This is a genomic window from Salipiger bermudensis (assembly GCF_017309175.1).
In the GTDB taxonomy this organism is placed as follows: domain Bacteria; phylum Pseudomonadota; class Alphaproteobacteria; order Rhodobacterales; family Rhodobacteraceae; genus Salipiger; species Salipiger bermudensis.
Genome location: NZ_JAEKJV010000006.1, coordinates 119,987 through 144,548, shown reverse-complemented (window position 1 = coordinate 144,548; position 24,562 = coordinate 119,987). Strand labels below are relative to the sequence as shown.

Sequence of the window (24,562 nt, the reverse complement as noted above, 5' to 3'; positions counted from 1 at the left end):
CCGCGCGCCGGCAGCGCCAGTGGCTCGCTGTCGCGGCGGCGGGCGCGTGGCTTTTCGGGATAGGCAGCGGATTCCGGCTGGGCTAGGCTGATGCCATGTTTAGCATCGAGCACGAATTCGACGCCACGGTCGTCACCCTTGTCGACGAGGGCAGCAGCTATCTCCAGGAAGACGTGATCGTCATGGGGTTCGAGGACTGCATCACCGTCGAGCAATACGATCCACGCACCGACAAGGTGCAAAAGATCACCCTCTCCATGACCCAGATGCGCGACCTCGCGGCCGCGATCAGCCTGCCCGAAGGCGTCTACGTGCGCGACGAGGATGGCGAAGGGGAGCAGGACGGCGACGAGGAGGCGTGAGGCTCAGGCCTCGATCCGGAACGCCTTGTCGCGCGAGGTTGCCCCACGCACCAGCACCAGCCGCGATTTCGGCAGCCCCAGTGCCTTGGCGAGCAGCTTCTGCACGGCGGCATTGGCCTTGCCGTCCTCGGGCACCGTGGTGACGTAGACCCGGAGCGTGCCCCCCTCTTCGCGGATCTCGTTGCGCGACGCCTTGGGCGTCACGCGCAGCTCGAGCGTGGCGCCGGGGGTTGCCAGATGGGCCAGCGTGGCCTTGGCCATGTGCGTCGTCCTTCCTCGCCGGGGTGTCTTTCGCTTAGCAGCCGCCTTGACCGCGGGCAACGCGGGCGGTTGAAACCCGCGGGACAAAGCCTGACATAGGGGCGGACCGTCAAGGAGATGCCGATGCCCACACCCAACCCCGCTGCGATGGACTTCCTGCTGAGCCGCCGTTCGCGCCCGGCCAAGACGCTGACCGGCCCGGCCCCCGACCGCGCGGCGCTGATGCCGATTCTCACCGCCGCAGCGCGCAGCCCCGATCACGGCAAGCTCGAGCCGTGGCGCTTCATCGTGCTGCAAGGCGCGGCCCTGCAGCGGCTGGCCGCGGCGGCAGCCGCGCGTGGTGCCGCTCTGGGCTACGAGCCGGCACAGGCGGACAAGGCGCGTGCCCAGTTCGCCGACAGCCCGCTCTGCGTGGCGGTGGTCGAATCGCCGAAGGACAGCCCCAAGGTGCCGGCGATCGAGCAGACCTATTCCGCCGGCGCGGTCTGCCTGGCGCTGCTGAACGCGGCGCTGGCCAGCGGCTGGGGCGCCAACTGGCTCTCGGGTTGGATCGCCGAGGACCGTCCCTTCCTCGAAGAGACGCTGGGGCTTGCGCCGCAGGAGCGGATCGCGGGCTTCCTGCATATCGGCACCGAGAGCTCGGCGCCGCCCGAGCGTCCGCGACCGGATCTCGACGCGATCACGGCCTGGGTGTCGGAATGATCCCGGCCGCCTCCTTTCTCGCCGCCATCGGCCAGCTTGGCGACCGCCGGTTCCAAGCGGTGCTGGCCAAGGGGCTGGGCATCACCGTGGCGATCTTCGTGGCGTTCTACGTGGTCTTCGTGCAGGTGGTGGGCTGGTTCCTCGGCGACAACGTGTCGCTGCCGTGGATCGGCACCGTGACCTGGGTCGACGACGCGATCAGCTGGGGCGCCATTCCGCTGATGCTGCTGCTGTCGGTCTTCCTGATGGTGCCGGTGGCCTCTGCGATCACCGGCATCTTCCTCGATGACGTGGCACAGGCCGTCGAAGACCGGCACTACCCGGCGCTCGGCCCCGCGAACGAGCTGTCGCTGATGGACAACATCCGAGATTCGCTGGCCTTTCTCGGGGTGCTGATCGGCGCCAACATCATCGCGCTGGTGCTCTACATCTTCCTCGCGCCGCTGGCGCCGTTCATCTTCTGGGGCCTCAACGGGTTCCTGCTGGGGCGGGAATATTTCACCCTCGCGGCGATCCGCCGGGTCGGGCGCGACGGTGCCGCGCAGCTGCGCAAGCGCTACTTCGTGACGATCTGGATCGCAGGCGTTCTGATGGTCGTGCCGCTGACCATCCCGCTGGTGAACCTGCTGGTGCCGATTCTCGGTGCAGCCACCTTCACCCACCTGTTCCACCGGCTCGAGGCCAAACGCCTCCGGGCCTGATCTTTACGGGCCTGACGCTGCAAAGCGGAGCGGCGCGCCAAGGGCGCGCCGCACAGGTTGTCTCGCCGCAAGGCGGCTCGGGCCCTTTGGCGGGCCTGACGCGATTTACAGACCCGAAGGCGGGCCCATGCGGTTGAACATCCAGCTGTCGAGCTCGCGCACGGTGATCCAGCCCGAGATGATGATGCCGGCGATCACCGCCCAGAGGACCAGCGCGATCAGCGTGGTGATCAGCGCCTTGCGCTTGAGATTGTGCACCTCGGGACTGCTGGCATGCGTCCCCTCGACCACCTCGCCGCGATCGCCCTGGGTCTCGAGCCGGAACGGGATCACGATCAGGAAGGTCATGAACCAGATGACGGCGTAGAGCACGAGTGCGGATGTAAGTCCCATGAAAGGCCTCCCTTTGCGCCCGAGATAGGCTCAGACCTGCTCGAGTTCCACGAGCGTGCCCTGAAAATCCTTCGGATGCAGGAACAGCACCGGCTTGCCATGGGCGCCGATCTTGGGCTCGCCATTGCCCAGCACCCGGGCGCCGCTCTGCTTCAGGTGGTCCCGCGCCGCGAGGATGTCGTCGACCTCGTAGCAGACATGGTGGATGCCGCCCGAGGGATTCTTGTCGAGGAAGCCCTGGATCGGGGAATTCTCCCCCAGCGGGTAGAGCAGCTCGATCTTGGTGTTCGGCAGTTCGATGAAGATCACCGTGACGCCGTGATCGGGCTCGTCCTGCGGGGCGCCCACCGTGGCGCCTAGCGTGTTGCGGTATTGCGCTGCCGCGGCCTCGAGGTCGGGCACGGCGATGGCGACATGGTTCAGACGGCCGATCATGGCGGGTCTCCTCTCTCAGATCGCGATGGTTATCGCCCGCGCGGGGCAGAGTTCGCAAGATGCTGCGAGCGTTAACCAGCCGTTAGGGGCAACCGGCAATCCTGACCTTAGTGCCAGATGGAGGATCAGAATGACCGACTCGGATGTGCAGACCCACCTGCCGCGCCCCACCGCCACACGGCCGCTGCTGGGCATGACGGTGCTTGTCGTCGAGGACAGCCGCTTTGCCAGCGACGCCATGCGCCTGCTCTGCCTGCGCAGCGGCGCGCGGATTCGTCGCGCCGATTGCCTGCTCTCGGCGCGCCGTCATCTCAACGTCTACCGCCCCAGCGCGGCAATCGTCGATCTTGGCCTGCCCGATGGCTGCGGGGCCGAGCTGATCTCGGAGATGGTGTCGGCGGTGCCCCGTGTCGGGGTGATCCTCGGCACCAGCGGCGACAGCTTCGCCGAGGATGTTGCGCTGGCCGCCGGGGCAGACGGCTTCCTCGCGAAACCGGTGGAAAGCGTGCTGCGCTTCCAGTCCGAGATCATCGCGCACCTGCCGCCGGAACGGCGCCCCGGCGGGGTGCGCATGGCCTCGGAAGAGCCGGTCTGCCCGGATCCGCTGGCCTATCGCGACGACATGGCGCTGGCGGCGGATGTGCTGGGCGATGACGGCGACGAGCGGATGCTCGATTACGTCACCCAGTTCTTGCGCGGAGTGGCGGTAAGCGCCGGTGACATCGCACTGCAGCGCGCCGCCGAGGGGCTGGCCGAGGCCCGGTTCGAGGGACGCCCGACCAAGGCCGACATCGCCCGGGTCGCGGGACTGGTTCAGGACCGGCTGGCGGATCGCGTGGCGATCTGAGCCCTAGGGCAGGGCGAAGAGCAGCAGAAGCAGCGCCGTCAGCGCCATGGTGCGGCGGTAGAGCGTCAGCCCGCGGGCCAGCGTCTTTGCGTCCGGGTCGGGCGCCGTGCCGTTGACCCAAGGCTCGTCGGCGATCACGTCGCCATAGACCCGCGGCCCCGAAAGTCGCACCGGCAGCGCGCCCGCCATCGCCGCCTCGGGCCAGCCGGCATTGGGAGAGCGATGCTGGCGCGCGTCGCGTCGCATCACGCGGATTGCGCGGCGCGGCCGGCCCGAGGCCAACGCGAAGAGCAGCCCGGTAAGCCGCGCCGGCAGCCAGTTCACGAGGTCGTCAAGCCTTGCTGCGGCCTTGCCGAAGTCCTCGTAGCGCTGGTTGCGATGGCCGATCATGGAATCCATCGTGTTGATCGCCTTGTAGGCGGCGATCCCGGGCAAGCCGCCGATCACGCCCCAGAACAGCGGTGCCACGATGCCGTCCGAGCTGTTCTCGGCAAGGCTCTCGAGCGCGGCGCGCGCCACGCCCTCCTGTCCGAGCCTCTCGGGATCGCGCCCGACGATCATCGCCACCGCCCGCCGCGCGGCAAACAGATCGCCCCGGGCCAGCGGCTTCGCCACCGCGGCCACGTGGTCGTGCATCGACCGCACCGCCAGCAGCGGCCAGGCCAGCACCCCACCAAGGACCAGCCCCGCCATCCCGTCCGGCAGCGCCAGCTGCAGCAACAGCGCCGGGATCAGAACCGCGTTCAGCACGAGGATGACCGTCAGACCGCCCATTGCGCGGCGCCGGGCCGCTTGCCCCGCGTTCAATCGCCCCTCCAGTGCCGAGATCAGCCCCCCGATCCACACAACCGGGTGCCTCAGCACGGCGAAAACCGCCCGAGGCCAGCCGAACGCGCTGTCGATCGCGAAGGCCACCATCATCATGCCGGCAAACATCATGCGCCCGGTCCCGTCCAGTTGGTCGCGATGATCGAGAGCCCGCCCTCGTGGCAGCGCAGCCGCGTGACCGAGAGGGGGGCAATCTCGAAACCGAGCCCCACCGAAGGCACCTCGAGGGCCAGTCCAAGCGCCGCCCGCGCGGTGCCCGCATGCGCCACCACCGCGACCGGCCCTCCGGCGCGGGCCCGACCTGCCAACGCCGTCAGCGCCGGCGCGGCCCGTGTCGCCATCGCGGCGAAACTCTCGCCGCCCGGGGGACAATGCGCCGCCAATGTCTCGCGATCGAGCACGCCAAGATCCGGCAGCTCGGAGAAACGCACCCCGTCATGGTCGCCGAAATCCTGCTCCCAGAGCCGGTCATCGGTGACGACAGAACGCTCCGGAAACAGCGCGCCGGCGGTTTGAAGGCAGCGTTTGGCCGGGCTGCTCACCACGCTGGAACAGCTGGACAGCCAGCCGCGCAGCGGGATGAGCTCAGGATCGGACGGCAGCAGAGCCGGCACGTCGCTGCGCCCGCAGAGCCGCCCTCCGTGAGCGGCGGGGGCGTGGCGGATCAGCAGCAACTCGTTGGTCTCGGGCGGTCTCATGCGGTCTTCCCAAATCGCGCGGAACCTGCTTTGTCACGGCCCCATGGGAAAGTCGATCCTCATCACCGGCGGCGTGCGCTCGGGCAAGAGCCGGCTGGCCGAGCGCATGACGCTCGCGCTGGGCAGTCCGGCAATCTACATCGCCACCGCCGAGGCGCATGACGCCGAGATGACTGAGCGCATCGCCCGCCATCGGGCCCGGCGCGGCCCCGAGTGGCACACGATCTCCGAGCCGACCAAGCTTGTGCAAGCGCTGCAGGACAGTGACGGCGATGCGCCTCGGCTCGTCGATTGCCTGACGCTCTGGCTGTCGAACCTGATGCTGGCCGAGCAGGACTGGCAGGGGGACGCCGAGGCCCTGGCGGCGATCCTGCCAGAGCAGCGCGCCCCGGTGGTCTTTGTCACCAACGAGGTCGGCGCCGGGATCGTGCCCGAAAACGCGCTCGCCCGCGCCTTCCGCGACGCGGCGGGGCTGGTGAACCAGACAATTGCCGCCGCCAGCGACGAGCTCTGGCTCAGCGTCGCGGGCTACCCATTGAAGGTGAAATGACAATGACCGACCCGCTGCCGCTCGCCACGCTCGCGGACGCCGCCACGCTCGAGCTGCCGTCCTATGACGATGCCGCCGCCGAGGCTGCAAGCGCCCGCCAGATGGAGCTCACCAAGCCGCCGGGCTCGCTCGGGCGGCTCGAGGATCTGGCGGTATTCCTTGCTGGCTGGCAGGGCCGGGCCCGGCCCGACATCGGCAAGGCGCAGGCGCTGGTCTTTGCCGGCAATCACGGCGTCTGCGCGCAGGGGGTGAACCCGTTCCCGCAGAAGGTCACCGCGCAGATGGTGGCAAATTTCGAGCATGGCGGCGCGGCGATCAACCAGCTCTGCGCGCTCAACGGCGCGGCGCTCTCGGTGGTGGCGCTCGATCTCGACCGCCCGACAGAAGATATCACGCAAGCGCCCGCCATGACCGAGGCCGAAACCCTCGACGCCATGCGCCGGGGGGCCGCGGCGGTCGACCCGACGGCCGACGTGCTGATCCTCGGAGAGATGGGCATCGGCAACTCGACCATCGCCGCGGCGCTGGCGCATGCCGTGTTCGGTGGGGCGGCGCGCGACTGGGTCGGGCGCGGCACCGGCTCGGACACGCCCGCCATCGCCCACAAGGCCGAGGTGGTCGCGCGCGCCGTGGCCTTGCACGAGCGCGCGAAAGGCCTGCAAATCCTTGCGGCCCTCGGCGGGCGCGAGCAGGCGGCGATCTGCGGCGCGGTGATCGCGGCGCGGCTGGCGCGCATCCCGGTGCTGCTCGACGGCTTCATCTGCACCGCCGCGGTGGCACCGCTTCACGCGGCGCGGCCCGCGCTTCTCGATCACTGCCTGATTGGCCACGCCAGCGCCGAGCCCGGTCATCGCGGCATGACGGAGGCCATGGGCAAGCGCCCGATCCTCGATCTCGGCATGGCGCTGGGCGAGGGCTCTGGCGCGGCGCTGGCGCTTGGCGTGCTGCGCGGGGCGCTGGCCTGTCACAACGGCATGGCGACCTTTGCCGAGGCCGGGGTCTCGGACGGGTGAGGCGGCGGCGCCTCCCCGAGATACGGCTTGCGCTGATGCTGCTGACGCGCCTGCCGGTCGGGCAGTTCGCGGGAACGCCGCCCGAGATCACCCATGCCCGCTGGGCCTTTCCGTTGGTCGGGCTGCCACTGGCGCTGATCGCGTGGGCGGTGCTGGCGGGCGCCGCCGCGCTGGGCCTGCCGCCCATGGTCGGCGGGGTACTTGCGGTGATCGCGCTGGTGCTGGGCACCGGTGGGCTGCACCATGACGGGCTGGCGGATTTCGCCGATGGCATGGGCGGGCGCGATCCCGAGCAACGCCTCGCCATCATGCGCGACAGCCGGGTCGGCAGCTACGGCGTGCTGGCGCTGATCCTTGCGGTGGTGCTGGGCGCGGCGGCGCTCGCAGCATTTCCCACGGGCGGGGCAGGGCTTCTGGCGCTGACGCTCTGCGCCGTGGTCAGCCGGCTGGCGATCCTGATGGTGATGGAATGGCTGCCGCCAGCCCGTGAGGACGGGCTCGGCCACCTTGCCGCCAGCGCCGGCAAGGGGAATATCCGCTGGTTTCCCGGCGGCCTTCTGGCGCTGCTGATCGCGCCCTTCTTCGGCCTGCCGGGCATGGTGGCGCTGCTGGTGATGGCCGCCGCCGCATGGCTCGTCGGGCGGCGTGCCAAGGCGCTGCTCGGAGGCCAGACCGGCGACGTGCTGGGCACGGTGCAGCTCTGCTCCGAGATCGCCGGCTGGGTGGTGCTCAGCGCCGCGCTCTAAGAGGGATCAGCCCAGCGGGTCGGGCGCGATGTTGCCGCCGCAGACCAGCACCGCCACCCGCTCGCCCGGCTCAGGCACGTAGGCGCCCGAGCGCAGCGCCGCGAGCGCCGTGGCACCGGCGGGCTCGACCAGCAGCCGGTGGCTCTGCCAGAGCGCGGTCTGGGCCTCGGTGATGGCCTCGTCAGGGACCAGCACCGAGGCCCCGAGATGCGCCTGCGCCAACTCATGGCAGATGCTGCCCACCCGACGCGCGCCGAGCGCGTTGGCGGCCACGCCGGAGACCTGCACATCGACCGGCTCACCGGCGGCGAGGCCCGCGTGCAGCGCGCAGGAGGTTTCGGGCTCGACCGCGATAACCTTGCGCGCGCCTTGCAGCCAGGCCAGCGATCCGGCGATCAGTCCGCCGCCGCCGACCGCGATCAGCACCGTGTCGGCCTGCAGCCCCTGTTCTTCCCATTCGCGCATCAGCGTACCCTGACCGGCGACCGTGCCGGGGGCGTCATAGGCGTGGACCTGCATCGCGCCGCTCTCGGCCTCGTAGGCGCGGGCCGCCTCGAGCGCGTTGGCGTATTCGCCCGGCACGACGGTCAGCGCCGCACCCGTGCGCTCGATCAGTGCGATCTTGGCAGGGCCGGCCATCTCGGGAACGAAGATCTGCGCCTTGTGGCCAAGCCGGGTTGCGGCATAGGCCACCGCCGCGCCGTGATTGCCGCCGGAGGCCGCGACCACGCCGGCCTCCGGCACTGGTTCGGAGAGCAGCGTGTTGAACGCGCCGCGGGCCTTGAAGCTGCCGGTGTGCTGGAGCTGTTCGAGCTTGAGCTCGACCGGGCGCTCCCAGAGCGTGGCGGTTGTCATCACGGGGGTGATCTGAGCGTGGCCCTCGATGCGGGCAGCGGCGCTCGAGATTGAATGTTTCCAGTCCATTTCCGGTCTTCCGATAGTGTCGCGGCAGATCGGCACGCTATAGTCAGTCTGATGGCAGGACAAGGATACCCCAGAGCATGAACGACGAACGCCATTCCATCTTTCGCGACGCGGGGCGCGACCGGAAGACCGCCGAGGACATCCCCGACACGCCGCAGACCCGCGCGCCCTCCTACCGGCTTGCCTTTGCCGATGAGGAGTTCCTCTGCCGGGAAGAGCTGCGCCCGGTGCGGCTTCAGTTGGAGCTGCTGAAACCGCAGCTTCTGATGGACGAGCACCAGATCGACTCGACCGTGGTGCTGTTCGGCGGCGCGCGCATCCCGTCGCCCGCCGAGAAGGCCGGGGCGCGCACCCAGACGCTCGCGGATCTGTCGCATTTCTACGAAGAGGCACGTCTTTTCGCGCACAAGATGACAGAGAAGTCGGTGGCCTCCGGCAACCGCGAGTTCGTCGTCGCCACCGGCGGCGGCCCGGGCGTGATGGAGGCGGGCAACCTTGGCGCGCAGGAGGCCGGCGGCGTGTCGATCGGTCTCAACATCGTGCTGCCGCACGAGCAGGCGCCGAACGAATACGTGACCCCGGACCTGTGCTTCAACTTCCACTACTTCGCGATCCGCAAGATGCATTTCCTGATGCGGGCGCGGGCGATCTGCGTCTTCCCCGGCGGCTTCGGTACGCTGGACGAGATGTTCGAAGCACTCACTCTGATCCAGACCGGGCGCATGGAACGGGTTCCGTTCCTGCTGTTCGGTCGGGCGTTCTGGGAGAAGATCATCAACTGGGAAGCGCTCGAGGACGCTGGCACCATCAGCCCCGAGGATCTCGACCTGTTTCGCTTCGTCGAGAGTGCCGACGAGGCGGCGGCGATCATCGAGGAATGGGATCCCGCCCCGGCGCGCGACGACATTCCCGGACGCTGAGCACCGCGCCCAGAAACAAGAAAGGGAGGCCGTGGGCCTCCCGTTTTCTGCGTTGGCTCCGGTGGGGACGAGGCTCAGATGCGCTGCTTTTCCCCGGCCGTCTCTTCGTCTTCATGACGCTCCACCCAGCGTGAAATGATCCCGCGGGCCATGACTTCGTCGAGCGTGCCGATGGCCTGCCGCAGGTCCTTGAGGGCGGTGGCGATCTCGAATTCGGACAGGTAGCTTTCCTGCGCGCGCATGATCTTGTGGTGCGGCGTGGTCAGCATGTCGGAGGAGATCAGGAGCTCCTCGTGCAGCTTCTCGCCCTTACGCAGACCGGTGACCTGGATCTCGATATCGCCGTCGGGATTGCTGGCATTGCGCACGCTGTAGCCGGCGCCTTCGATCATCTGCCGGGCGAGCTTGTGGATCGGCACCGGGTCGCCCATGTCGAGCACGAAGACATCGCCGCCACGGGCGAAAGAGCCGGCCAGCAGGACCAGCCGGGCGGCCTCGGAAATGGTCATGAAATAGCGGGTCACCTTCTCGTCGGTAAGGGTGACCGGACCGCCGCGGGCAATCTGTTCCTCGAAGAGCGGGATGACCGAGCCGGAGGAACCGAGCACGTTGCCGAAGCGCACCATCGAGAAGCGGGTGCCGCTGCTGCGGGTGGCGAGATCCTGCACGATCAGCTCGGCCAGCCGCTTGGAGGCCCCCATCACGTTGGTCGGGCGCACCGCCTTGTCCGAGGAGACGAGGATGAAGCGCTCGACCCCGGCCTCGCGCGCCGCCTCGGCCAGAACCTTGGTGCCGATGACGTTGTTGTTGAGTCCCGAGAGCACATTGCATTCGACGAGCGGCAGGTGCTTGTAGGCGGCGGCGTGCAGAACCACCTCGATCTCGTGCTCGCGCATGAGATCCGTCATCAGCGTTTCGTCGAGCACCGAGCCCAGCACCGGCACGATGGTCATGTTGCCGGCGAGGTCGCGCAGTTCCTTGTCGATGTTGTAGAGGCTGAGCTCGGCATGATCGACCAGCACGACGCAATCGGGCTTGCACGCGATGAGTTGGCGGCAGAGCTCGGAGCCGATCGAGCCGCCGGCGCCGGTTACCAGAATGCGGCGGCCGCTATAGGCGTGGCTGACGCCGGGAAGCTCGGACTCGAGGCGGTTGCGGCCGAGCAGATCGTCGAGCGACACCGGCGCGACGCGCTTGCGCAGCTCGCCCTCGCCCACCAGTTCGGCAAAGGAGGGCAGGGCGTGCACTTCGCAGCCGATCTGGCGCAGGCGATGGGCGATGCGGGCCAGCTGAGGCGGGCTGATCGAGGGCATGGCCAGCACGACGCGGTCGATATGCTTGCGGCTCACCAGATCGCCGATTGCGGACGGGGCATGGACTTTCAGCCCGGCGACCATCTTGCTCTGCAGCGTCGGGTTGTCGTCGACGAAGAGCACCGGCTCGACCGCGTGATCATGGCGCAGCGCTGCGACCAGCTGTTGGCCAGTCTGTCCGGCGCCGTAGATCAGCACCCGCATCCGGGTCTGTCCGCGGCGATAGATCTCGATCAGGAAGTGACGGAGGACGATGCGCCAGCTGGCGCAGAAAACCAGCAGCAGCAGCGAAAAGTTCAGGAACACGGGCATCGGCAGGCCCGGCCCGATCAGAGCGTCGAGCCCGGCGCCGAGTACGCCGCAGATCGCCGCGAAGGCTGCGGTGCGGGTGATTCCGCGGATGTCGTAGGCGTTGAGGGTGAAGAGCGGCAGACCGATCCACCAGGACGCAACACTGCCGGCCGCGACGACCACCGCGAGCATCGGAGCGATCTGGAGTGCCGAGGGAAGATCCGGTGTCATCTGTCCGGTCAGCATCAGCGCCGCGAAGAACGCGACCGCGATCGCCGCCGAATCCATGAGGAGGAAGAGAATTTGCTTTTGCGCTCGCGTCAGGGTCGTGACGATCTTGTAGAGCTTCTGCAGCATGTCTTCCTGTCCTTCACGAACAAAGTTCGCTTAATTCGTGCATTCAAGCGGTCGGAGGCTCAAAATGTTGCCGGTCTCGTCGGTCGGCCCGGTTTGTGCCCAACTCGTCATCAAATACAGTTCTCGTTTACGCGACTGCTCATTCTCTAGACAAGTCAGATTTGCTGCAACTGCGAGAATTGGCGGGATTTCACCGATGGGTCCTCGCTCACTGCCCCCAAAAGCGGCGGACGCCACTGCATGCGGCAGAACCGGCAGGCGCCCGGAGAGCGGGTTTCACGGTCATCGCTGCCATGCCCCCTTTCGCTGAAGGGGGGCATGGGGTATCACGCGCGCCAATCCGACGTGCCGCGGGAGCCGTGCGCACGCGAATTGCAATCGAAGGAGAGCCAGATGGGCTATAAGGTCGTTGTCGCTGGCGCCACGGGCAACGTGGGCCGTGAAATGCTGAACATCCTCGCCGAGCGCGAGTTCCCGGTGGACGAGATCGCGGTGCTGGCATCGCGCCGCTCGCTCGGCACCGAAGTGAGCTTCGGCGACAAGACACTCAAGACCCAGGACCTCGCCACGTTCGATTTCACCGGCTGGGACATGGCGCTCTTCGCCATCGGGTCGGACGCGACGAAGGAATACGCCCCCAAGGCCGCCGCCGCGGGCTGCGTGGTGATCGACAACTCGTCGCTCTATCGCTACGACCCGGACGTGCCGCTGGTCGTGCCGGAGGTGAACGCCGACGCGGTTCTGGGCTATTCCAAGAAGAACATCATCGCCAACCCGAACTGCTCGACCGCGCAGATGGTCGTGGCGCTCAAGCCGCTGCATGACCGCGCCAAGATCAAGCGCGTCGTGGTCTCGACCTACCAGTCGGTCTCGGGTTCGGGCAAGGAAGGCATGGACGAGCTCTGGGATCAGACCAAGTCGGTCTACAACCCGGTGACCGAGGTGCCGCCGAAGAAATATCCCAAGCAGATCGCCTTCAACGTCATCCCGCATATCGACGTCTTCATGGAAGACGGCTCGACCAAGGAAGAGTGGAAGATGGTCGCCGAGACCAAGAAGATCGTCGACCCGTCGATCAAGGTCACCGCGACCTGTGTGCGGGTGCCGGTCTTCGTCGGCCACGCCGAGGCGATCAACATCGAGACCGAGGATTTCCTCGACGAAGACGAGGCCCGCGACATCCTGCGCGAGGCGCCGGGCATCATGGTCGTCGACAAGCGCGAGGACGGCGGCTACGTCACCCCCGTGGAATGCGTCGGCGATTTTGCCACCTTCATCAGCCGTATCCGCCAGGACTCGACGATCGAGAACGGTCTGAACTTCTGGTGCGTCTCGGACAACCTGCGCAAGGGCGCGGCGCTGAACGCGGTGCAGATCGCCGAGGTTCTGGGCCAGAAGGTCCTGAAGAAGGGCTGAGCGTCCTGCCTTGCAGCCGAGTTGAACAAGACGGGGCCCGGCGGGCCCCGTTTTTGTTTCATTTCAGGGCAGGTGTCGGTGGCGGGCTCTCCGATCGGATAGGGGGGCTCGTCCGTTGGTCTCCGGGCCTAGCCGTCGGCCCGCTGGAGCGTCTCGGGCGAGGGAGGTAGAACAGGGATGAGGCGGAGATCCCGCCGTGTCCAAGGCCAGAACGGCACCCGTCCAATGCAGGAGCCCGGCCATGACCACTGATTTTCTCGCCCTTGCCCGTGATCGTCGCATCGAAGCGCTGACCGCCCGCAGCCTGCTGCTCTGCAGTCGGCACCGGCGTCCGTCACCGCGGGTCTTTGCGCGCTGGCTGCGCCGGCTGGTCTTCCGCGGCACGGCCCGTGCCCTCATCGCGCCCCGTTCGCCCGATCTCTCTCTCGCTCTCTCCGGGGCGGCGGGGCGCGCCATGTCCGGTCGCCGGTTCGGCTGACCGGACACCGTTCAATGAGTTCGCCATCCTGTCCCCGCCGTTTCGCGGGGTCGGTAGAGCGGCTCGGACAGCCCTAGGGTGAAAATCGCGTCTCTCATACGCGCAAGTCTTGCGCGCTCAAGGTTAACAGTAGGTTACAAGTTTCAGGGAACGCTCTGTTTCCCTAACGGCAACCTGACGCCATAATTCGGACCAATTCGAGGCGCATTTTCATCAAATTGGTAAGGAGATGACAGATGCGTAACGAGTCCCGCGCCACCGTCGGCGCTGCCCCCCTGACCACCCAACTCGACTGCGAGACCGCGGCCCTGCTTCGGCAAGTCCTGCTGCCGATCCTCGAGGCCGCCACCGACTGGTCGGGTCTCGCCGGGGCCCTCGCCCGCAAAGGCTATGCCCTGACCTTCCGCAGCGGTCGCATGGTGATCGTGCAGTCCGAAACCGGCCGGCCCCTCAGCACCGGCCGGGGGCTCGGCATGCCGCTATCGGTGCTCGCGGCACGTCTTGGCCGCCCGGCGCTGCGGCTCAACCGGGACGGATCCTCGGCTGAACTGCACGCCTGAGCCCGGCTCAGATCTCCTCGAAGCGGCCGAGCTTCGGGTCGAAGACCTCGATGCTGCCCTTGCCGATCTCGTGCCAGAGACCGTGCAGGGTCAGCTCTTCGTTCTCCACTGCTTCGCGCACGAAGGGGAAGGTCATCAGGTTCTCGAGCGAGGTCAGCACCGCCTGGTGCTCCAGCGCCTTCGAGACCTTGTCCTCGGGCAGGTCCTTCACCTTCTCGTAGCCAGGGCGGAGGATGTCCATCCAGCGGCCGACGAAGCTGGATTTCTCCTCCAGCGCCGGCGCCCGGCCAGAGCACATGTCGAGGCAGCCCTTCACGCCGCCGCAGCTCGAGTGGCCCATGACGATGACATGCGCCACCTTGAGCGCCGTCACCGCGTATTCCACCGTCGCCGAGGTGCCGTGGTGATCGCCATCGGGTTCGTAGGGCGGCACCAGGTTCGCGATGTTGCGGTGGATGAAGAACTCGCCGGTATCGGCCCCAAAGATCGAGGTCACGTGCACCCGGCTGTCGCAGCAGGAGATGATCATGGCGCGGGGATGCTGACCCTCCGAGGCCAGTCGTTTGAACCAGGCATGGTTCTCGGCATAGCTCGTCGCCTTCCAGCCATGGAAGCGCTGCACGAGATATTGCGGAAGCGGCTTGGCGTCCTGCATGTCATCCTCCTGTTCACATCACGCACCGGCTCGGAAATACGCCGGATTCAGCGGGAATTCGAGAGAATAAATGCATCTGGCCTAACCTTTTGGGAACCCCGTGCGTCTATCTCCCCCCCTCGGTGGGGGCGGTGAAGCATGGAGGCCGCGGTGGATCAGGTCGCAAGACTGTCGCTCGCGGAACCGGCATCGGTCGATCCCGACCGCCTCGCGCAGCTCTACGAGCGTCTCGGCGCGCAGCGCGGCGAGGATCTGGTGTGCCGCGCGATGGAGGAACTGGCCTTCCGCCTTGGTCAGGCGGGACGTCTCTACGAGGCCGGAGACCGCCTTGAATTGCGCCGCTGCGCCGGGATCCTCGCCGCTCTGGCGGATGAGATCGGCATGACGGCGCTGCGTCGCGTCGCCGAAAGCGTCGCTCCCTGCATCGACAGCGCCGACGCGGTGGCGCTGTCGGCGGTGCTGGCGCGCATGGCGCGGGTCGGTGAACGCTCGCTCTACGCGATCTGGGATCTGCAGGACCTTACGATCTGACAGCCCGCCGAAACCGCCGCTAAGCGCTCAGCGCACAGCTGCTTGGCCCGCTGGGCCGCAACCCTTGGCGGGTGGGGACTCCGCTGCGGGGCGCACATGTCCCGGAGGGCCTTGCAGGTGCGGCCGGCTGCGCTAGGCTCGCGCCAATTGTCTTCCCTCCTAGAAAGGCCCCTCCCATGCCGTTCCGTTTCGCCGATCCCACGACCCCGTCTCTGCCGCTTCACCTGATCGAGGCCGAGGGGCTCGCGGGCTGGCTCGAGGGCCAGCCCGAGGCATGGCGTGGCTGGGTCGAGGCCAGCGGTTTCTCCGGCGCCATCGGCGAGGCGCTGATCCTGCCCGGCCCCGATGGTGCCCCCGCCGCGGCGCTCGCGGGATACGGCAGCGCCGCCGCCCGCCGCCGCGGGCGGTTCGCGCTGGCCGCTGCGGTGGCAAGGCTCGGCACCGGCACCTACCGCATCGCCAGCGGCCTGCCGGCGGGCGCCGCTGCCGAGGAGGCGCTTGGCTGGCTGCTCGCCGCCTACCGCTTCACCCGCTACGCCGGCAGCAACGGCACCGGCGCGCAGCTCGTCGCGCCGGAGGGCATCGACGCCGCTCGCGTCGAGATCCTTGCCGAAGCCGAGGCGCTGACCCGTGACCTCGTGAACACCCCGGCCTTCGACATGGGGCCGCAGGAGCTCGAAGACGCCGCCCGCGCGCTCGCCGAGGAGTTCTCCGCGCAGATCGAGGTGACCGCCGGCGCGGAACTGGAACAGGGCTTCCCGATGATCCATACGGTCGGCCGCGCCAGCACCCGTGCGCCGCGGCTGATCGACATGCGCTGGGGGAAGGCCGGCCCGACCCTGACGCTGGTCGGCAAGGGCGTCTGCTTCGACACCGGCGGGCTCAACCTCAAGCCCGGCGGCTCGATGGGGCTGATGAAGAAGGACATGGGCGGCGCCGCCAACGTGCTGGGGCTGGCCCGCGCGATCATGGCGCTGGGTCTGCCGCTGCGCCTGCGGGTGCTGATCCCGGCGGTCGAGAACGCGGTCGCGGGCGATGCCTTCCGCCCGCAGGACATCCTGACCTCGCGCAAGGGGCTGACCGTCGAGATCAACAACACCGATGCCGAGGGCCGGCTGGTGCTGGCCGACGCGCTGGCGTTGGCCGACGAGGAAACCCCGGATCTCATCGTCTCGATGGCGACGTTGACCGGCGCGGCACGGGTTGCGGTCGGGCCGGATCTCGCGCCGTTCTACACCGATGACGAGCCGCTGGCGGCGGCGCTGGCGGGCGCCGGTTCGGCGCAGGCCGACCCGCTCTGGCGGATGCCGTTCTGGGAGCCCTATGAGGCCAAGATCGAGCCGGGCATCGCCGATCTCGACAACGCGCCGGCGGGGGGTATGGCGGGCTCGATCACCGCGGCCCTGTTCCTGCGCCGCTTCGTGACCGACAGCCCGCGCTACGCGCATTTCGACATCTACGCCTGGAACCCGTCGGCGCTGCCGGCGCGGCCCAAGGGCGGCGTGGGGCAAGGCCCGCGCGCCATCCTCGCAGCCTTGCCGGAGGTGCTGGGGCTGTGAGCGACCGGCGCCTGACCGCCGCCAACGACCGGGTCGTCGCACGGACGTTGGCGGCGCAGTTCCCCGAGCTGACGCCGGTCGATCCGGTGCCGTCCTTCGTCTGCGAACCGGTGGTCGACCTGCTTGCCCGTCCCGGCGGACGGCGCGAGCGCCAGCTGCGCTACGGCGACGCGTTCGAATTGCTCGAGACCCGCGAGGGCATGGGCTTCGGCCTCGCGCCGGGAGCGGGCTACGCGGGCTGGGTCGCGTCCGATGCGCTGAAGCCCGCCACCGCACGCGGGACGCCGACCCATCGCGTCGGTCCGCGGCAGACCCATGTCTACCCGGCGCCCGACTTCAAGACGCACGAGAGCTGCGCCCTGTCGCAGCTTTCGTCTTTGGTGGTCACGGGCCGCGACGGGCGGTTCTGCGAGACCGAGCTTGGCTGGGTTCCGGCGATGCATTTGACCGAGGCGCTGGCGACCGATCCTGTGGCCGAGGCAGCGCGCTATCTCGATACACCCTATCTCTGGGGCGGCAATTCGGGCTTTGGCATCGATTGTTCGGGGCTGGTGCAGGCCGGGCTTTCGGCCTGCGGTCTCGCCTGCCCGGGCGATAGCGACCTGCAGGAGCAGGCGCTGGGCGAGACGCTGGCGCCGGGCAACCCGCCCCGGCGCGGGGACCTGTTGTTCTGGAAGGGCCACGTCGCGTGGGTCTCGGACCCGGAAACCATCCTGCATGCCAACGCCCATCACATGGCGGTGGCCTATGAGGGGCTGGCCGAGGCGGTGGCGCGGATCGAGGCGCAAGGTGATGGGCCGGTGACCCGGCACGCGCGACTTGGGTGAAACACGCCTATTCCGCGAGATGTGATGCGGACCAAGGGGCGAGCCGGTGTAGACTGGGTCGATGAAACAGCTTCTGCCCCTCCTGCTGCTCGCCGTGCCCGCGTTGGCCGACCCGCCCGACATTGTCGCCATCGAGGCCGTGCGTCAGGGCGATGACTGGCGCGTCTCGGTCACCTTGCTGCATCCCGATACCGGCTGGGAGCATTATGCCGACGGCTGGCGGGTCGAGGCGGAGGACGGCACCGTGCTCGGCACAAGGGTGCTGGTCCATCCGCATGAGAGCGAGCAACCCTTCACTCGCGCGCTCTCGGGCGTGTCGATCCCGGAGGGCACGACGCGGATCTTCATCCGCGCGCGTTGCCTCGTCGATGGCTGGAACGAGGATCGCATCGCTTACGATCTGCCCTAGCTGAACCGCTTGGCGCGTCCGAAGCAAAGCGTGATCTACCGTCGCCCCTCGCGCAGCCAAGCGCCGATGATGAAGCCCGAGGCCAGCAGCAGCGTCAGCCATGCTGGCAGCAGCGGGATCTGGCGCACGTCCATCGTCTCGTAGGCCTCGCGCGGGGTAAGGCCGATCCAGCCGCGCCCGGCGGCGGGGCGTCCGGCGCTGACCGCGCGGATGCTGGGCAGACCGTCCTCGAGCGGCATCACGCCGCCGCGCATGGTGTCGATCACCGGCTCGAGCGCGTCGCCGCTGGCGATGGTCTGCTCGAACTCGCGCGGGGCGGCGGGGCCGAGGCCGATCACCGCCTCTTCCTCGCCTTCCGACAGGCGATAAAGCCCGATCTCGGGCCCCTCGTAGAGCGCCTCGAAGCGGCCCGGAGAGACCTCCGACAGCGTCACCTCTTCGGTCTCGCCATCGGGGCGGGTCACGGTGACCGCGCCAACGTCCTCGCCCAGCGAGCGGCGGATGATGCGCATGGTCTGGCCGGTGGCCTCGGCCCATAGCGCCTCTTCCTCGAGTTCGGGCTCCTTCATCATCCAGTGCGCCAGGCGGCGCAGCAGGTCGAGCTGCGGGCCGCCACCCTCGTAGCCGCGCGACCAGAGCCAGGCCTGATCGGAGCCCAGAAGCGCTACGCGGCCCTCCCCGACCCGGTCGAGGACCAGAAGCGGGCGGTCGTCGACGCCGGACATCACCACGTCGCCGCCGATGGGATCGAGCTCGATCTGGCGCAGCCAGCGGCCCCAGCTTTCCGGATCGCCCATGCCGGCGGTGACCGGGTGGCGCTCGCCAAGCTCGGTGACGCGCGGACTGTAGCTCTCGTCGATGACGCGGGCGGTGGGTTCGGCGGGCAGGATCTCCGACAGTGGCGAGCGGTAGATCGAGTCGGCGCTGGCGAAATCGGGCCCGGCAGCGACCAGCACGGCGCCGCCGTTCTCGACATAGTTGCGCACGTTGTCGAGGTAGATCGCCGGCAGGATGCCCCGGCGCTTGTAGCGGTCGAAGATGATCAGGTCGAAATCGTCGATCTTCTCGAGGAACAGCTCGCGCGTAGGGAAGGCAATGAGCGACAGCTCGGTCACCGGCACGCCGTCCTGCTTTTCAGGCGGGCGCAGGATGGTGAAATGCACGAGGTCGACCGAACTGTCGGATTTCAGCAGGTTGCGCCACGTGCGGCCGCCGGCATGGGGTTCGCCCGAGACCAGCAGCACGCGCAGCCGGTCGCGCACGCCGTTGATCTGCACCAGCGCGGCGTTGTTGCGGTCGGTCAGCTCGCCCTCGGCCTCCGGGGTCGAGAAACGGATCACGTTGAGCCCGCCATGTGGCAGCTCGATCGGCAGCTCGACATCCTCTCCAATAGGCACGGAGAACTGCTGCGGCTCGGCGCCGTCGACCGAGATGTCGAGCCGTGTCTCGACCGCGCCCGGGGCGGCGCCGTCATCCTGCACCCGCAGCGTCAGCGTCACCGGCTCGCCGAGGATGGCAAAGGCCGGGGCGTTCTGCACGATCAGGCGGCGGTCCCAGTCGCTGTCGCGCCCGGTCATCAGCAGGTGCATGGGCGCGGGCAGGTTGGGCGCGCGCTCGAGATCATGAAGCCGCCCGTCCGAGAGCAGGAAGATCCCGGCGATACGCCCGCGCGGTTCCTCGGCCATGGCGGTGGAGAGCGCGGTCATCAGCTGGGTGCCGGTGTCACCCTCGCCGTCGCCGACCTCGATGCGTCGGATCTCGGTATTGGGGCGGGCCTCGATCCGGGCCTGAAGCGTGGCGGCGGCGTCTTCGGTGACCGAGAGGCGGTCGGCGAGGCGCTGCGAGGCGCTTTGATCCACCACCATCAGCACGATGTCCGAGAGCGGGGCACGGTCTTCTTCCTGAAAGGAAGGCTGGGTGAGCGCGGCGACGAGGATCAGCCCGGCGAAGAAGCGCAGCGGCCAGCCGGTGAGCCCGCGCCACAGCGCGAGGATCACGCCGGCAAGTGCCACCACGCCAAGTGCGATGATGGCCGCCCAGGGCAGCAGCGGGTCGAAGACGATCTGTCCGGTCATTGGCCAAGCCTGTCGAGCAATGCGGGCACGTGCACCTGGTCGGATTTGTAGTTGCCGGTGAGCACGTGCATCACGAGGTTGACCCCGAAGCGATAGGCGATCTCGCGCTGGCGCTCGCCGGCGAAGCCCGAGCCAATGCGCACCAGCGGGTTGCCGCGCTCGTCCATCGCCCAGGCGGCGGCCCAGTCGTTGCCGCCGATCACCACGGGGGTCACGTTGTCATTGAGGTTGCGGAACGGCATGCCCTCGATCAGCTCCGCATCCGGTGCTGCGGCCTCGACCCAGACGTCGCGGCTGGCATAGCGGCCGGGGAAATCCTGCAGCAGGTAGAAGGTGCGGGTGAGCACGTGGTCCTGCGGGATCGGCTCCAGCGGCGGGATGTCGAGCGGGGCGGCCAGCTCCTGCAGTTTGCGGCCCTCGGTGCTCGAGGCGCCGAAGCCTGCCACGTCGGAATCGCGGGTGTCGAACAGGATCATGCCGCCCGAGCGCAGATAGTCGTTGAGCTTGGCGTATGCGGCGTCCGACGGGACCGGCTGGCCGGCGGTGACCGGCCAGTAGAGCATCGGGAAGAAGGCCAGCTCGTCGGTCTCGAGATCGACGCCCATCGGGTCGGCGGGTTCGACCGAGGTGCGGAAGAACAGGATTTCCGACAGGCCGCGCAGGCCGGCCTGCGCAAGGTCGTCGAGCTGTCGGTCGCCGGTCAGCACGTGCGCCAGCGTCACCTCGGAGGCGGCGAGCATGGCGGCGGCCTCGTCGCCGGGGCTGGTACGGGTGCTGTCGGTGCTCTCCTGCGCGGAGGAGGGCACGGGCGTCAGGCTCAGCGCCAGCACGGCGAGAATTGCGGCTGTCCCGGCGCGCGGCCGGGCGCCGCCGAGGCGGCCCGACAGGGCGAGGGAGGCGAGGACATCGGCAAGCAGAAGGGCGATGGCGCCGGCAAGCAGCCAGCCGGCCAGCGGCGTTTCCGCCGGGCGCGACAGCCCCTCGACGGTGACGCGCTCGGGCCATGCAGCCGGTTCGAAGACGCTCTCGGCGGAGACCACGTTGCGCGCGAGGCTGCGGTCCTCGCCCTGATAGAGGCCGGGCATCAGGTCGGGGCCGAGCTCCGCGCTCAGCAGCGCCTCACCTTCGACGCCGGGCAGGTTGCCGGCATCGCCGACGCGGCCAAAGGCATCGAGCACCCGGAGCGGCTGCCAGATCGTTCCCTCGAGATCCTCGGGCGCGGGTGCGGCGGGCATCGACGACACCGCCAGCCGTTCGAGCATCTGCACGAACAGGCCCGACAGCGGCAGGCTCGACCATTCGGCATTGGCGGTGACGTGGAACAGCACGATCTGCCCCTGTCCCACGCGCTTGCGGGTCACCATCGGCGTGCCGTCGGTGAGCTGTGCGATCACTCGCGAGGCCAGCGTCGGGTCTGGCTGCGCCATGACCTGCGAGGTCACGGTCACGTCGTCGGGGATGTCGAGACCGAAAAATGGGCTCTCCTCGGCGAAGGGCGCGAGCGATTTCGGCTCACCCCAGCTCATGGCGCCGCCGACGCTGCGCCCACCGGCGCGCAGGCGCACCGGCATCAGCGGGTCTTCCTCGCTGCGGCTGACGTCGCTGGCCGCAAGGCGCGGACCGGCAAAGCGCAGAAGCGTGCCGCCGGACTCGAGCCATTCGAGCACGCCAGCCTCTTCGCCGGGCGACAGCGTCGCGACATCTGCCAGCACGATCACATCCGGGTTCGCGGGCAGCACCTCTTCGAGCGTGCCGTCGAGCAGGTCGGCGGTCGGCTCGAGGGCGCGGTCTAGGAAATGCAGCGGTGAGAGCAGTTCGAGCCCCTCGCGGTTCTCGTTGCCTGCGATCAGCGCGACCTCGCGGCGGCGCAGGCTGTCGTCGGGCAGGGTCACCGCGCCGGCGCTGCGGGCGCCTTCGATCTCGAAGCGGGTAATTCGCGCGCGCAGCTCGGCGGGCAGGTTCAGCTCAAGCTCGGCATCGGTGGCGGATTGCTCGAAGATCACCGGGTTGCGGACCAGAACCGCCGGGTTGCCGGCCGGATCGAGCCCGTGGCCGGCAATGGTGACCTCGGCCTCGGGGCCGGGGCGGAGCCGGTGCAGGGAGAGACGGACATGTCCATCCTCGAAGCGGGCCGGCGCCAGCGTGTAATGGGCGCGGGGGCTTTCGAACACGGTCACGTCGCCACGCGATTCCAGTGCCGCGAGCAGCGGCGCGCGGCTGTCGCGAGCCAGCCCGTCCGACATCCAGTAGCTGTCGAAATCCTGCTCCGGCAGCATCTCGATGGCGCGCTCGACGCGCTCGGCATCGGGCTGCCACGGCTCGGGCAGGATGCCGGTGAGGCGTGATTGCAGCACGCCGGCGGATTGAAACTGCGGCTCTTCGGGGGCCGTCAGCCGCAGCAGTGCCACCGGGCGCGCCTCGCGCTCGGCACGGGCGAGCAGGGTGTCGAGCGCGTCCTGCCGCTGGCGCCAGTCCGAGGCGCTCGACCAGCTGGCATCCATCACCACCAGAAGCGGGCCCGAGCCCGCCTCGGCGCCGCTCTGCTCCTGCGGGTTCAGCACCGGGCCGGCGAGGCCGATGATCACCGCGGCCACGGCCAGCATCCGCATCAGCAGGAGCCACCACGGCGTGCGGTCGGTGACCTGCTCCTCGTCCTTCAGGCCGAGCAGCAGCACCACGCCGGGAAACATCCGGCGGATCGGTGCCGGCGGCACCGCGCGCAGGATGATCCACAGCACCGGCAGCGCCAGAAGCCCGAGAAGCAACCAGGGCGCGGTAAACCCGAGGGGGCCGAGCATGGTCATCAGTGGCCTCCATCCATCGCACGATATACCCACAGCAGCGCCGACTGGGCGCTGTCGGAGGTATGATGGCACATGTATTGCCAGCCCGTTAACCGCGACAATCGGTCGAGCCGGTCCTTGCGCTCGGCCAGCCGCTCGAGATAGCGCGTGCGCAGGTCGCCGGCCTTCAGCGTCTCATGCGCGACGCTGCCGCCGACACTTTGAAAGATGGTGCGGCCCTTGAACGGGAAACTCTCCTCGGTCGGGTCGAGCACTTGCAGCAGCACTCCGCGGACACCGCGATCGGCGGCCTTGGTCAGCGCGGCCTCGACGGGATCGAGATCGCCGAGGAAATCCGACACGAACATCGCCCGTGCATGCGGGATCATGCCGCGCGCCTCGGGCTCGGAATAGTCGTCCTCGCCATCGTCCGAGAGCGCCTCGGCCAGCCGCAGCACCTGCACGTCGCCATTGCGCGGCGGCAACTGCCAGCCGGTGAAGCCCACCCGCTCGCCGCCCCGGATCAGCAGGATCGCGGTGGCCAGCGCAACCAGCCGGGCGCGGTCGCCCTTTTGCGGCAGGTTCTGATCCGAGCTGAAGCGCATCGACGCACCGCCATCGACCCAGAGCTGTACGCTCTGGGCGATCTGCCATTCGCGCTCGCGCACGAATTGCTCGTCGCCGCGGCCGGAGCGGCGCCAGTCGATGTTGCGATAGCTGTCGCCCGAGCGCAGCGGGCGGTACTGCCAGAAATCGTCTCCCATGCCCGAGCGCCGCCGGCCATGTTCGCCCAGCAGCACGGTGCCGGCGAGATGCTCGGCGCGCGCCAGAAGCGCCGGGAAGCGGCTAGCTTCGAGCTGCGCGTCGCGACGGAGATAGGTGACGGTGTCGGTCAAGCCGCCGCCTCGGTGCGGGTCAGACCGCCCGCGATATCGTCGATAATGGCGCCGAGATCCTCGCCCCGGGCGCGCGCCGAGAAGGTCAGCGCCATGCGGTGCACCAGCACCGGGCGGGCCATGTCGATCACGTCGGCAGGCGAGGGGGCGAGCCGGCCCTGCAGCAGGGCGCGGGCCCGCACGGTCATCATCAGCGCCTGCGCGGCGCGCGGGCCGGGGCCCCAGGCTACGGTCTCGCGCACCCGGTCGGAGGCGGCGGGATCATTGGGGCGGAAGGCGCGGACGAGATCGAGGATCATCTCGACCACCGCGTCGCCCACCGGCATCCGGCGCAGAAGCGTCTGGGCGGCCATCAGCGTCTCGGGATCGAAGACCTGATGCGCCTGCGCGTCCTCGGTGCCGGTGGTGGCGAGCAGGATGTCCTTCTCGGTCTTGCGGTCCGGATAGGCCACGTCGATCTGCACCAAGAAGCGGTCGAGCTGGGCTTCGGGCAGCGGGTAGGTGCCCTCCTGCTCGATCGGGTTCTGGGTGGCCAGCACGTGGAAGGGCAGCTCGAGCGGGCGGGTCTCGCCGGCCACGGTCACCTCTTTCTCCTGCATCGCTTGCAGCAGCGCCGACTGGGTCCGCGGCGAGGCGCGGTTGATCTCGTCGGCCATCAGGAGCTGACAGAAGATCGGGCCGGGGATGAACTTGAAGGCGCGGGAGCCGTCGCTGCCGGTCTCGAGCACCTCCGAGCCGAGGATGTCGGCGGGCATCAGGTCGGGGGTGAACTGGATGCGGTTGCCGTTGAGGCCCATCACCGTCGACAGCGTCTCGACCAGCCGGGTCTTGCCGAGGCCGGGCAGGCCGATGAGCAGCGCGTGGCCGCCGCAGAGCAGCGAGGCCAGCGTCAGCTCGACCACCCGTTCCTGCCCGATGAAGCGGCTGTTGATGGCGCGCTTGGCTTCGGCAAGCTTCTCTTCGAGCGCTTCGATCTCGGCGACCAGATCTTCGGCCATGCGCTGACTCCCTTGAAATCCCGTGTTTACGATT

27 protein-coding genes are annotated in these 24,562 nt (G+C 68.7%); 15 read left to right on the top strand and 12 right to left on the bottom strand.

Annotated features, from left to right (window positions below):
• The first annotated feature begins 95 nt into the window (after nucleotides 1-95).
• Nucleotides 96-362, top strand: a complete 267-nt coding sequence (locus tag JF542_RS10095) for a hypothetical protein (RefSeq protein ID WP_007795099.1) — start codon at nucleotides 96-98, stop codon at nucleotides 360-362.
• Between the two features lie 3 nt (nucleotides 363-365).
• Here the strand turns inward: JF542_RS10095 and JF542_RS10090 are convergent, their stop codons facing one another.
• Nucleotides 366-623 carry a DUF167 domain-containing protein gene (locus JF542_RS10090; protein WP_207075746.1) on the bottom strand — a complete coding sequence of 86 codons (258 nt, stop codon included), beginning with the start codon at nucleotides 621-623 and terminating at the stop codon, nucleotides 366-368.
• Nucleotides 624-746: 123 nt separating this feature from the next.
• Between JF542_RS10090 and JF542_RS10085 the strand changes: the two genes are divergently transcribed.
• Nucleotides 747-1,325 (top strand): nitroreductase family protein, encoded by a 579-nt coding sequence (locus JF542_RS10085; RefSeq protein ID WP_207075745.1) that lies wholly within the window; start codon nucleotides 747-749, stop codon nucleotides 1,323-1,325.
• On the top strand, nucleotides 1,322-2,026 hold the full coding sequence (locus JF542_RS10080; RefSeq protein WP_207075744.1) for an EI24 domain-containing protein: 705 nt from the start codon (nucleotides 1,322-1,324) through the stop codon (nucleotides 2,024-2,026). Before JF542_RS10085 ends, JF542_RS10080 begins: the two co-directional genes overlap by 4 nt.
• A gap of 105 nt (nucleotides 2,027-2,131) precedes the next feature.
• Here the strand turns inward: JF542_RS10080 and JF542_RS10075 are convergent, their stop codons facing one another.
• On the bottom strand, nucleotides 2,132-2,419 hold the full coding sequence (locus tag JF542_RS10075; RefSeq protein ID WP_007795086.1) for a DUF1467 family protein: 288 nt from the start codon (nucleotides 2,417-2,419) through the stop codon (nucleotides 2,132-2,134).
• 30 nt (nucleotides 2,420-2,449) lie between these two features.
• Nucleotides 2,450-2,854 (bottom strand): methylmalonyl-CoA epimerase, encoded by a 405-nt coding sequence (gene mce, locus JF542_RS10070; RefSeq protein ID WP_007795083.1) that lies wholly within the window; start codon nucleotides 2,852-2,854, stop codon nucleotides 2,450-2,452.
• A gap of 130 nt (nucleotides 2,855-2,984) precedes the next feature.
• On the opposite strand from mce, the gene JF542_RS10065 reads away from it, so the two are divergent.
• Entirely contained in the window at nucleotides 2,985-3,701 is a 717-nt protein-coding gene (locus JF542_RS10065) for a response regulator (RefSeq protein ID WP_007795080.1), read from the top strand.
• A gap of 3 nt (nucleotides 3,702-3,704) precedes the next feature.
• Here the strand turns inward: JF542_RS10065 and cbiB are convergent, their stop codons facing one another.
• Both cbiB and JF542_RS10055 read right to left on the bottom strand, forming a co-directional pair.
• Nucleotides 3,705-4,640 (bottom strand): adenosylcobinamide-phosphate synthase CbiB, encoded by a 936-nt coding sequence (gene cbiB, locus JF542_RS10060; RefSeq protein WP_207075743.1) that lies wholly within the window; start codon nucleotides 4,638-4,640, stop codon nucleotides 3,705-3,707.
• Nucleotides 4,637-5,227, bottom strand: a complete 591-nt coding sequence (locus JF542_RS10055; protein ID WP_207075742.1) for a histidine phosphatase family protein — start codon at nucleotides 5,225-5,227, stop codon at nucleotides 4,637-4,639. The genes cbiB and JF542_RS10055 overlap by 4 nt, the downstream gene beginning before the upstream one ends.
• Nucleotides 5,228-5,270: 43 nt before the next feature.
• Here JF542_RS10055 and cobU point away from each other — a divergent pair, with 43 nt between their 5' ends.
• Genes cobU through cobS form a run of 3 tightly spaced genes read left to right on the top strand, consistent with a single transcriptional unit; the run spans nucleotide 5,271 to nucleotide 7,536 of the window.
• On the top strand, nucleotides 5,271-5,777 hold the full coding sequence (gene cobU, locus JF542_RS10050) for a bifunctional adenosylcobinamide kinase/adenosylcobinamide-phosphate guanylyltransferase (RefSeq protein ID WP_207075836.1): 507 nt from the start codon (nucleotides 5,271-5,273) through the stop codon (nucleotides 5,775-5,777).
• A 2-nt stretch (nucleotides 5,778-5,779) separates the two neighbouring features.
• A complete protein-coding gene (gene cobT, locus JF542_RS10045) occupies nucleotides 5,780-6,790 on the top strand; it encodes a nicotinate-nucleotide--dimethylbenzimidazole phosphoribosyltransferase (protein ID WP_207075741.1) in 1,011 nt (336 codons plus the stop codon).
• Nucleotides 6,787-7,536 carry an adenosylcobinamide-GDP ribazoletransferase gene (gene cobS / locus JF542_RS10040; protein WP_207075740.1) on the top strand — a complete coding sequence of 250 codons (750 nt, stop codon included), beginning with the start codon at nucleotides 6,787-6,789 and terminating at the stop codon, nucleotides 7,534-7,536. Before cobT ends, cobS begins: the two co-directional genes overlap by 4 nt.
• A 6-nt stretch (nucleotides 7,537-7,542) precedes the next feature.
• On the opposite strand, the gene JF542_RS10035 is transcribed toward cobS, so the two are convergent.
• Complete coding sequence (locus tag JF542_RS10035; RefSeq protein ID WP_207075739.1) at nucleotides 7,543-8,460, bottom strand: threonine/serine dehydratase; 918 nt, start codon at nucleotides 8,458-8,460, stop codon at nucleotides 7,543-7,545.
• A gap of 77 nt (nucleotides 8,461-8,537) precedes the next feature.
• Here JF542_RS10035 and JF542_RS10030 point away from each other — a divergent pair, with 77 nt between their 5' ends.
• Nucleotides 8,538-9,380: an LOG family protein gene (locus JF542_RS10030; protein ID WP_207075738.1), complete on the top strand. Its 843-nt coding sequence runs from the start codon at nucleotides 8,538-8,540 to the stop codon at nucleotides 9,378-9,380.
• Nucleotides 9,381-9,454: 74 nt separating this feature from the next.
• Here JF542_RS10030 and JF542_RS10025 read toward each other — a convergent pair whose 3' ends face one another.
• Nucleotides 9,455-11,341, bottom strand: a complete 1,887-nt coding sequence (locus JF542_RS10025) for a polysaccharide biosynthesis protein (protein WP_207075737.1) — start codon at nucleotides 11,339-11,341, stop codon at nucleotides 9,455-9,457.
• 393 nt (nucleotides 11,342-11,734) lie between these two features.
• Between JF542_RS10025 and JF542_RS10020 the strand changes: the two genes are divergently transcribed.
• From JF542_RS10020 to JF542_RS10010, 3 genes are all read left to right on the top strand, one after another.
• Nucleotides 11,735-12,757, top strand: a complete 1,023-nt coding sequence (locus JF542_RS10020; protein ID WP_007795054.1) for an aspartate-semialdehyde dehydrogenase — start codon at nucleotides 11,735-11,737, stop codon at nucleotides 12,755-12,757.
• Nucleotides 12,758-12,998: 241 nt separating this feature from the next.
• Nucleotides 12,999-13,235, top strand: coding sequence for a hypothetical protein (locus JF542_RS10015; RefSeq protein WP_007795049.1), 237 nt, complete (start codon nucleotides 12,999-13,001; stop codon nucleotides 13,233-13,235).
• 236 nt (nucleotides 13,236-13,471) lie between these two features.
• Nucleotides 13,472-13,795 (top strand): hypothetical protein, encoded by a 324-nt coding sequence (locus tag JF542_RS10010; protein ID WP_207075736.1) that lies wholly within the window; start codon nucleotides 13,472-13,474, stop codon nucleotides 13,793-13,795.
• A gap of 7 nt (nucleotides 13,796-13,802) precedes the next feature.
• Here JF542_RS10010 and JF542_RS10005 read toward each other — a convergent pair whose 3' ends face one another.
• Nucleotides 13,803-14,450 (bottom strand): carbonic anhydrase, encoded by a 648-nt coding sequence (locus JF542_RS10005; protein ID WP_007795044.1) that lies wholly within the window; start codon nucleotides 14,448-14,450, stop codon nucleotides 13,803-13,805.
• A gap of 138 nt (nucleotides 14,451-14,588) precedes the next feature.
• Here JF542_RS10005 and JF542_RS10000 point away from each other — a divergent pair, with 138 nt between their 5' ends.
• The 4 genes from JF542_RS10000 (at nucleotide 14,589) to JF542_RS09985 (ending at nucleotide 17,776) form a co-directional block, all read left to right on the top strand.
• Nucleotides 14,589-14,981: a hypothetical protein gene (locus tag JF542_RS10000; protein ID WP_207075735.1), complete on the top strand. Its 393-nt coding sequence runs from the start codon at nucleotides 14,589-14,591 to the stop codon at nucleotides 14,979-14,981.
• 176 nt (nucleotides 14,982-15,157) lie between these two features.
• Nucleotides 15,158-16,540: a leucyl aminopeptidase family protein gene (locus JF542_RS09995; protein WP_207075734.1), complete on the top strand. Its 1,383-nt coding sequence runs from the start codon at nucleotides 15,158-15,160 to the stop codon at nucleotides 16,538-16,540.
• On the top strand, nucleotides 16,537-17,367 hold the full coding sequence (locus tag JF542_RS09990; RefSeq protein WP_207075733.1) for an NlpC/P60 family protein: 831 nt from the start codon (nucleotides 16,537-16,539) through the stop codon (nucleotides 17,365-17,367). The genes JF542_RS09995 and JF542_RS09990 overlap by 4 nt, the downstream gene beginning before the upstream one ends.
• A gap of 61 nt (nucleotides 17,368-17,428) precedes the next feature.
• Nucleotides 17,429-17,776, top strand: coding sequence for a hypothetical protein (locus JF542_RS09985; protein ID WP_207075732.1), 348 nt, complete (start codon nucleotides 17,429-17,431; stop codon nucleotides 17,774-17,776).
• Between the two features lie 35 nt (nucleotides 17,777-17,811).
• Here JF542_RS09985 and JF542_RS09980 read toward each other — a convergent pair whose 3' ends face one another.
• Genes JF542_RS09980 through JF542_RS09965 form a run of 4 tightly spaced genes read right to left on the bottom strand, consistent with a single transcriptional unit; the run spans nucleotide 17,812 to nucleotide 24,528 of the window.
• Nucleotides 17,812-19,851: a hypothetical protein gene (locus JF542_RS09980; protein ID WP_207075731.1), complete on the bottom strand. Its 2,040-nt coding sequence runs from the start codon at nucleotides 19,849-19,851 to the stop codon at nucleotides 17,812-17,814.
• The gene (locus JF542_RS09975; protein ID WP_207075730.1) at nucleotides 19,848-22,655 is read right to left on the bottom strand and encodes a DUF4159 domain-containing protein; all 2,808 of its coding nucleotides are present in this window, start codon (nucleotides 22,653-22,655) and stop codon (nucleotides 19,848-19,850) included. The genes JF542_RS09980 and JF542_RS09975 overlap by 4 nt, the downstream gene beginning before the upstream one ends.
• On the bottom strand, nucleotides 22,655-23,530 hold the full coding sequence (locus JF542_RS09970; RefSeq protein WP_207075729.1) for a DUF58 domain-containing protein: 876 nt from the start codon (nucleotides 23,528-23,530) through the stop codon (nucleotides 22,655-22,657). Before JF542_RS09970 ends, JF542_RS09975 begins: the two co-directional genes overlap by 1 nt.
• Nucleotides 23,527-24,528: an AAA family ATPase gene (locus JF542_RS09965; RefSeq protein WP_007795023.1), complete on the bottom strand. Its 1,002-nt coding sequence runs from the start codon at nucleotides 24,526-24,528 to the stop codon at nucleotides 23,527-23,529. The genes JF542_RS09970 and JF542_RS09965 overlap by 4 nt, the downstream gene beginning before the upstream one ends.
• Nucleotides 24,529-24,562 lie beyond the last annotated feature (34 nt).